The following is a 7,471-nucleotide window of genomic DNA, read 5'->3' as shown; positions in this document are numbered from 1 at the left end:
AGCGGAGTCAGGCGGACAACCCTGCGAACCTAACCGCGTCGCGGCCGCCCCGTTGGGGCTTAAGGTTCTCGGGTTCGTGAATACAAGGAACGTTATCGGAAATCCATGCGAACAAAGAACTGGAACATTAATCCAATATTTCTCGTCTATCTGTATGAGGTGATATCCATGAGAAATAGACGATACTTGATACAACTGCTGTTAATAACGCTTCTTGTATTTTTTGTTGGATGTGCAAAGATTGTTAATTACGCTCAAAGTGACTCTACTACGGAAACTGTTATGAATGGCAAACCGACTGTATTGGATGAAGAACGTTCTGTTAGTACACCAACAGAAACCAGCCCAAATGAAAGTATGTTTGAAGTAGGAATTGATGAACTTGCCGATATTAAAGTAAACCATAAATTTGAAATAACTGGTTTCATAAAGAATAATTCGGTATTTTCGTGGGAGATTTCACATGGTTCTGGCATGTTTACATATGAAATCTTTGATAAGGAAGGAAATGCCGTTAAACAAGAAAACAAAATACTTTTTAGAAATGATATTGGATATGTAACTAAAATGAAGTCAAATGATATTTATAGGAATAACGGAATAGGCCAGAGAAGTAAAGAATTTTATGAATTTGTTATTAAAAAACCTGGTAAATACAAAGTAATATCAAAGGCAGAATTTCAAATCAAAAATGAAGATAAAGAAATACAAGAATTTATTACAAGTAAAGCATATGAATTCATAGTGAAATAGGATATGGGTGTGATCCAAGAGGGCAATGACTTCCGATAACAACATATTCACGCATCGGGGCATTCGCCCCTCGGTCCGGCGGGAGTAAGATGTAGATTCGAAGATGCAATTGGCAGTTGCGAAGAAGCGGAATCAGCCGGACACATCCCTCCACCTAACCGCATCGCGGCCGCCCTTCGGGCTTAAGGTGCAGGGACGTCGTGAATACAAGGAACGTTAGACGTAATGCAAGTGCCAAGGCAATGAGATCGATAAGAGCTGATGCTTAAGGAATGTTCCCACTCGGGAACTGATTTGAAGGAAGGTCGATTTTTTCTAAGGAATGTTCCCACTCGGGAACTGATTTAAAGGAAGAGCAATTATTTCTAAGGAATGTTCCCATACGGGAACTGACTGGAAAGTAAGACCTTGTAATAAGTCATTATGGCAGTAGCTCGAAGAAGGCACTACGTCTAACACGATATTCACGCATCGGGGCATTCGCCCCTCGGTCCGGCCGAAGTTAGAAGCGGATTCGGGGATGAGAATTTCAGCAGCAGGGAAGTAGATTCAGCCGGACACACCCGCACCACCTAACCGCATCGCGGCCGGCACCTTCGGTGCCTTAAGGTGGTGGGACGTCGTGAATACACAGAACGTTAGACGTAATGCAAGTGCCAAGGCAATGAGATCGATAAGAGCAGATGCTTAAGGAATGTTCCCACTAGGGAACTGATTGAAGGAAGATCGATTTTTTCTAAGGAATGTTCCCACTAGGGAACTGATTGAAGGAAGATCGATTTTTTCTAAGGAATGTTCCCACTCGGGAACTGATTTAAAGGAAGAGCAATTATTTCTAAGGAATGTTCCCATACGGGAACTGACTGGAAAGTAAGACCTTGTAATAAGTCATTATGGCAGTAGCTCGAAGAAGGCACTACGTCTAACACGATATTCACGCATCGGGGCATTCGCCCCTCGGTCCGGCAGAAGTCCGATGTGGATTCGACGAGGCATTTCAGCAGCGTAGAAGTATTTCAGCCGGACACACCCGCACCACCTAACCGCGTCGCGGCCGGTCCTTCGGACCTTAAGGTGGTGGGGCGTCGTGAATACAACAACGTTATGTGAAATTGCCGAAAGGACGAAAAATCTTGATTAATTTTTTAGCGAATAGAGTACATGTATTTATCAATAAGCTGTTGCTATTTGCAGTTTTTCTCAATATTTATGATTATGTTTATTCTCTTGTCACACATAAAACCTTTGAAGTGGATGTAGTTAGAATAATATGTTTTGCAATTGGATTTACAATAGCCTCACAAGAAGATGATAATAAACTTTATACGAACTATAAATTTAAAATATTTGATGTATGGATCTTGGGGTTTATTGGAATATCTCTTGTAGTATTTCTACTTATTGATTACTTTAATGATCAGAAAATAGAAATTATCAATTTGATCAAAGGGCTTGTTTTAACAGTATTTGGTTTTATTTTCTATTTGGTTTTAATTTATATACATAAATCAATACTGAATAAATTTAGAGAACGTTTGTGACAGTAATCTCGATGAAGCGGCAACTTCACATAACACCGTATTCACGCATCAGGCCATTCAGCCCTCGGTCCGCCAGAGGCATTTCGGGGGAGCTGATTCAGCGGACACATCCGCACCGGCTAACTGCGCAAGCGCAGCCGGACTCTTCGAGTCCTTAAGCCGGTGGGGCGTCGTGAATACAAGAACGTTATACGCAACCCCGGAGTTCAAAGGCATCACAAGAGATTTTTAATGACTGGCAAGTAGTGGTATGTTCCCATTCGGGAACGGATTGAAGTAAAGGCATCGTCTAAGATCTCGTCTAGCGGTGTGTTCCCGTCCGGGAACTGATGTGAAGTAAAGGCATCGTCAAAGGCTCATCTAGCGGAATGTTCCCATCCGGGAACGGATTGAAGTAAGGGCATCGTTTAAGAACTTTTGATGGACGATTCGCAGAAGCCGGGGCAGCGTATAACACCATGTTCACGCATCGGGCCATTCGGCCCTCGGTCCGGCAGAAGTTAGAAGTAGATTCGATGAGGAATTTCAGCAGCAGGGAAGCGGAATCAGCCGGACACATCCTTCCACCTAACCGCGTCGCGGCCAGTCGCTTCGCTCCTTTAAGGTGGAAGGACGTCGTGAATACCAGAACGTTAGATGAAATTGCCTAAGTGCGTTTAATAACTAATTTTCAGGAGGAATAACCATGTGGATTCCTTATGAAACAAGAAGAAACTATCCAACAGATTTTGTTGTTAGATATAGATTTTTTGCTGCGGAGGAAGGGGGAAGAAAGCATTTGCCCTTTCAAGGATATAGAGGTGATTTTGCAATAGAAGATGACTTTAAAGGCTCTAATATTGATTTACGGATGATTCATCCGGAATTCGAAGATGAACTAGGAAATATTATTACAGATACAACAATTCAAGTTCCCAAATCCGGAAGAGCAAGAATGTGGGTGCTATTTGAAGAATCAAGACCGAGACATCGAAATACCTTAAAGGTCGGAATGAAAGGATATTTTATGGAGGGACCAAAAAAAGTTGGAGAAGCAGAAATCATTGAAATTATTGGTTTAAATTCAAACCCGATTAAGGAATAAATAACATTTAATACTGTTGTAAATAGATTTCGATTGTAATTCAAAGAAGAGTCAACTTCATCTAACACCATATTCACGCATCGGGGCATTCGCTCCTCGGTCCGGCCGGAGTTAGAAGCGGAATCGGGGAGGCAATTGCAGTAGCAAGGAAGCGGAATCAACCGGACACATCCCTCCACCTAACCGCATCGCGGCCGCCCTTCGGGCTTAAGGTGTAGTGACGTCGTGAATACAAGAAACGTTATGTGCAATTCCTGAAGTGCTGATTAAGTACTTATATATCACGGTTGTCTTAATGGTCACATATCCTACGACCTTTTTGTTGAATTCTGTAAAGATCAGATAATGGAATTAAAAGGGATAATTATTGAGGACATGGAATTAGTGAGAGTTGATAATCTAATCGGAATAGAAGCATTCAGTAGATCCAACAATTTATAAGTTACTTCAATATGAAAGAAGTGAGTTGAGAAGTGTGGGAATATTTAGTTGCAAGACTGATGGTTCTAATGATTATATGTTTTTCAACCTTGTTAATTGTAATTTCCTCACCGCTTAAGAAGTATAGCAAGTATATGTCATTAATTAGTTTTTGTGTCGGTGTTCTAGTCTTAGTAATTCTAATTTATTGGTGTTTTGGTAATCCAGCAATAAGAGGTCAAATAATTAATTACGGATTTAATTGATTTTTGAAGAGAATTCGAAGAAGGCAGGAACAGCACATAACACCATATTCACGCATCGGGGCATTCGCCCCTCGGTCCTGCAGAAGTTAGAAGTGGGTTCAGAGAGGCATTTCAGCAGCAGGGAAGCAGAATCAGCCGGACACATCCTTCCACCTAACCGCATCGCGGCCGCCACTTCGTGGCTTAAGGTGGAAGGACGTCGTGAATACAATAACGTTATAGGAAATCAGCGCAAACCGCTTAAAACCATTAAAATATAAGCATTACGATTGGGCAGGTTTGTGCAAGAACAACTGCCAATTAATTGATAATATGTTAAATTAATTAAGGGAGGAAATAAAGTATGAGCAAATTCGGATTGTATACAAAATTCACTACCCATGAAGGCCATCGAGACTCCCTAGTTGAAATGCTCTTGGAAGCTTCGAATGGTATGGAATCAGTTGAAGGGTGCGATCTTTATGTTGTAAACATTCCTGATAACGAACCTGATAGCGTGTGGGTAACCGAAATATGGAGTGATCCTTCAGCTCATCAAGCATCTTTGTTCTTGGAAGAGGCGAAAGTACTCATCCAACGGGCAAGGCCGCTCATTACTGGTGTGAAGCAAATTAAACTTCGTCCAGTGGGTGGAAAGGGTTTTTAGCCTTATTGAACAAGCGAGAACGATGGATTAAGATTGTAAGGGCAAATTTGTTGGTATTTCGGAGAAGGCGCTGACATCCTATAACACCGTATCTACGCGGCGGAGCCTAACGGCTCCTTGGTCTGCAAGAGGGATTTCGAGGAAGCTGGTTCAGCAGACAACCCTGCACTGGCTAAGTCCGTCGGACCCGGCGCATGCGCGCCTTAAGCCAGTCAGGGTTCGTAGATACCACAACGTTAGACGTAATGCAAGTGCCAAGGCAATGAGATCGATAAGAGCTGATGCTTAAGGAATGTTCCCACTCGGGAACTGATTTGAAGGAAGGTCGATTTTTTCTAAGGAATGTTCCCACTCGGGAACTGATTTAAAGGAAGAGCAATTATTTCTAAGGAATGTTCCCATACGGGAACTGACTGGAAAGTAAGACCTTGTAATAAGTCATTATGGCAGTAGCTCGAAGAAGGCACTACGTCTAACACGATATTCACGCATCGGGGCATTCGCCCCTCGGTCCGGCCGAAGTTAGAAGCGGATTCGGGGATGAGAATTTCAGCAGCAGGGAAGTAGATTCAGCCGGACACACCCGCACCACCTAACCGCATCGCGGCCGGCACCTTCGGTGCCTTAAGGTGGTGGGACGTCGTGAATACACAGAACGTTACCTGAAACTGCTGAATAATAAAATAAGTCTTTAGGGGCCAAAGATAATGACTTTATTTAAATTGAGGCACTCAAAGGTTATAACTACATTTATCATTTTAGTTTTTCTAATGTTGTCTATTGGATGCAGGAATTACAGTATGAATTTTGAACATGAGAAATGGATTGATGCGGAAGAACACGCAAGTTGGAAAATGCGTAAAGCAATGGCTCAAGACCTTATTAATAGACAAATACTAGATAACAAGAATAGAAACCAAATAGTTGATCTACTAGGGGAACCAGAAGTGTTCTCTGATGTTCCTGAGAATGAGATGTATTACACAATTGAAGAGGATTACGGGCATGACATTGATCCTATTAAATTGGAATACTTAGTTGTTAAACTACAAACGAATGAAAAGGTTGAAAGTTATTATAGGAAAGTAGTTTTGGATAAGACCTAATTGGAGGTTATTCAAGGAGTCAGCAGCATCAGGTAACATCATATCCACGCTTCGGAGCCTGGCGGCCCCTCGGTCCGCGAGAAGCAATCGGCAGGGAAGTGGAATCAGCGGACACATCCGCACCGACTAACCGCATCGCGGCCGCTCCCGTTGGTCGCTTAAGTCGGTGGGACGTCGTGGATACAGAAACGTTATATGAAAGCATGGCAAATCTTAATTTTGAGGGATGGGTTCAATGATGCGGAATTATATTACTCTTATAATATCTATATTTTTAATATTTTTAGTTTTTTTTGAACTAAGGACACTTCAACAACCAAAAACGGGGCCAGTGGGAGACGGTACAATATCTCCTTTATTATATATTTCAATTATATCAAGTTTACTTCTTGGGATTATCTGGTTTCCTTTAAGTATTTATAGAATATATAAAGGTAAGAAACAGGCAGATAGTAATTCGAAGAAAAAATCTGATTAAAAACAAAACAAAGGACTGACTAAAGACTTTGGTAAAGGACTTGGTAAAGGACTATTTTAAGGGCTTATTAAAGGACTAATCAAAGGATAAATTCAATTGAATTAAAGCAAGAGATTTTTGAGGTTGTTTCAAGAAGGCCATGCCATCATATAACACCGTATTCACGCTGCGGGCTGACGCCCTTGATCCGGCCGATGTTGAGAAGCGAGGAAGTGGAATCAGCCGGACAACCCTGCGAGCCTAAGTCTTCGACCCGTTCCCGTTGGTCACTTAAGGCTCTCGGGTTCGTGAATACTGAGAACGTTATCGGAAATCCACGAGTTCAAGAGATTAAACTTAATTGTTTCAATGCTAATGATTTTTGGAACAAATTGTAATTAAGATCCGTCTCCTATAGAAGGGAGAGTGATTCAATGCATAAGAAATTATTGATTACATTACTTTCGGTGATATTAATTCTAAATGCATGTAGCGTACTAAATCAGAAGTTAGGGAATGAACCACCTCAACCCAAGCTAACAGCAGATGGAAAGCAAATTAAGATTTATCAAAGTTCTTACTGCTGGGGCTCTAAATGCGTTGATTATATAGGTCCAAATGAAATGTTAAAGGATAAAGAAAAGGATAAAATTAAAGGAAATACAACAATTTCAATTCAATTTGAAGGAAAACAGCCAACCGAATTAGGGCTTGCAATATTTAACCAAGATGAAATTACTCATGAAACGATAACAGATAATCAATTCAAAGCTCCTGATACCAAGGGAATTTATTATTTTAATTTATCAGCTAATTGGCTAAGAGATAAAGATAAGAGAATAACAGAAGGAAGCTCAAGTTATGCATTCGCAATTGAAGTTCTGGACTAGAAGGAAGACGAATTTGTATGTAATTCAAGAAGTCGTGGACATCCGATAACACCATATTCACGCATCGGGGCATTCGCCCCTCGGTCCGGCCGGAGTTAGAAGCGGATTCGGAGGGGAGCTTTCAGTAGCAGGGAAGATGATTCAGCCGGACACATCCTTCCACCTAACCGCATCGCGGCCGCCCTTCGGGCTTAAGGTGGAAGGACGTCGTGAATACAACAACGTTAGACGTAATGCAAGTGCCAAGGCAATGAGATCGATAAGAGCAGATGCTTAAGGAATGTTCCCACTCGGGAACTGATTGAAGG

The 7,471-nt window shown here is 41.7% G+C and carries 9 protein-coding genes; 8 read left to right on the top strand and 1 reads right to left on the bottom strand.

The genetic code is table 11. The annotated features are described in order from the left end of the window. The first annotated feature begins 168 nt into the window (after positions 1–168). Both J2Z20_RS17665 and J2Z20_RS17660 read left to right on the top strand, forming a co-directional pair. On the top strand, positions 169–753 hold the full coding sequence (locus J2Z20_RS17665) for a hypothetical protein (RefSeq protein ID WP_209853384.1): 585 nt from the start codon (positions 169–171) through the stop codon (positions 751–753). A 1,133-nt stretch (positions 754–1,886) separates the two neighbouring features. Further along, positions 1,887–2,294, top strand: coding sequence for a hypothetical protein (locus tag J2Z20_RS17660; RefSeq protein WP_209853382.1), 408 nt, complete (start codon positions 1,887–1,889; stop codon positions 2,292–2,294). A 301-nt stretch (positions 2,295–2,595) separates the two neighbouring features. Here the strand turns inward: J2Z20_RS17660 and J2Z20_RS17655 are convergent, their stop codons facing one another. After that, positions 2,596–2,853 carry a hypothetical protein gene (locus tag J2Z20_RS17655; RefSeq protein ID WP_209853380.1) on the bottom strand — a complete coding sequence of 86 codons (258 nt, stop codon included), beginning with the start codon at positions 2,851–2,853 and terminating at the stop codon, positions 2,596–2,598. A 126-nt stretch (positions 2,854–2,979) separates the two neighbouring features. Between J2Z20_RS17655 and J2Z20_RS17650 the strand changes: the two genes are divergently transcribed. From J2Z20_RS17650 to J2Z20_RS17625, 6 genes are all read left to right on the top strand, one after another. Beyond that, positions 2,980–3,378 (top strand): hypothetical protein, encoded by a 399-nt coding sequence (locus J2Z20_RS17650; protein ID WP_209853378.1) that lies wholly within the window; start codon positions 2,980–2,982, stop codon positions 3,376–3,378. Between the two features lie 778 nt (positions 3,379–4,156). After that, on the top strand, positions 4,157–4,324 hold the full coding sequence (locus J2Z20_RS17645) for a hypothetical protein (protein WP_209853376.1): 168 nt from the start codon (positions 4,157–4,159) through the stop codon (positions 4,322–4,324). 83 nt (positions 4,325–4,407) lie between these two features. Next, positions 4,408–4,710 (top strand): putative quinol monooxygenase, encoded by a 303-nt coding sequence (locus J2Z20_RS17640; RefSeq protein ID WP_209853374.1) that lies wholly within the window; start codon positions 4,408–4,410, stop codon positions 4,708–4,710. An 800-nt stretch (positions 4,711–5,510) separates the two neighbouring features. After that, a complete protein-coding gene (locus J2Z20_RS17635; RefSeq protein WP_209853372.1) occupies positions 5,511–5,816 on the top strand; it encodes a hypothetical protein in 306 nt (101 codons plus the stop codon). 891 nt (positions 5,817–6,707) lie between these two features. Continuing rightward, positions 6,708–7,163 carry a hypothetical protein gene (locus J2Z20_RS17630; protein WP_209853370.1) on the top strand — a complete coding sequence of 152 codons (456 nt, stop codon included), beginning with the start codon at positions 6,708–6,710 and terminating at the stop codon, positions 7,161–7,163. Positions 7,164–7,299: 136 nt separating this feature from the next. Next, positions 7,300–7,440 (top strand): hypothetical protein, encoded by a 141-nt coding sequence (locus J2Z20_RS17625; RefSeq protein ID WP_209853369.1) that lies wholly within the window; start codon positions 7,300–7,302, stop codon positions 7,438–7,440. Positions 7,441–7,471 lie beyond the last annotated feature (31 nt).

The organism is Paenibacillus sediminis, assembly GCF_017873765.1.
In the GTDB taxonomy this organism is placed as follows: Bacteria; Bacillota; Bacilli; order Paenibacillales; family Paenibacillaceae; genus Paenibacillus_AG; species Paenibacillus_AG sediminis.
Note: the sequence above shows the minus strand (reverse complement) of the source record. Positions and strands in the feature narration are given on the sequence as shown.

Coding starts and splice junctions, on each gene's coding strand:
- J2Z20_RS17665 (WP_209853384.1), top strand. CDS start 169: ATGAGAAATAGACGATACTTGATACAACTGCTGTTAATAACGCTTCTT.
- J2Z20_RS17655 (WP_209853380.1), bottom strand. CDS start 2,853: ATGTGTCCGGCTGATTCCGCTTCCCTGCTGCTGAAATTCCTCATCGAA.
- J2Z20_RS17650 (WP_209853378.1), top strand. CDS start 2,980: ATGTGGATTCCTTATGAAACAAGAAGAAACTATCCAACAGATTTTGTT.
- J2Z20_RS17640 (WP_209853374.1), top strand. CDS start 4,408: ATGAGCAAATTCGGATTGTATACAAAATTCACTACCCATGAAGGCCAT.
- J2Z20_RS17635 (WP_209853372.1), top strand. CDS start 5,511: ATGAATTTTGAACATGAGAAATGGATTGATGCGGAAGAACACGCAAGT.
- J2Z20_RS17630 (WP_209853370.1), top strand. CDS start 6,708: ATGCATAAGAAATTATTGATTACATTACTTTCGGTGATATTAATTCTA.
- J2Z20_RS17625 (WP_209853369.1), top strand. CDS start 7,300: ATGATTCAGCCGGACACATCCTTCCACCTAACCGCATCGCGGCCGCCC.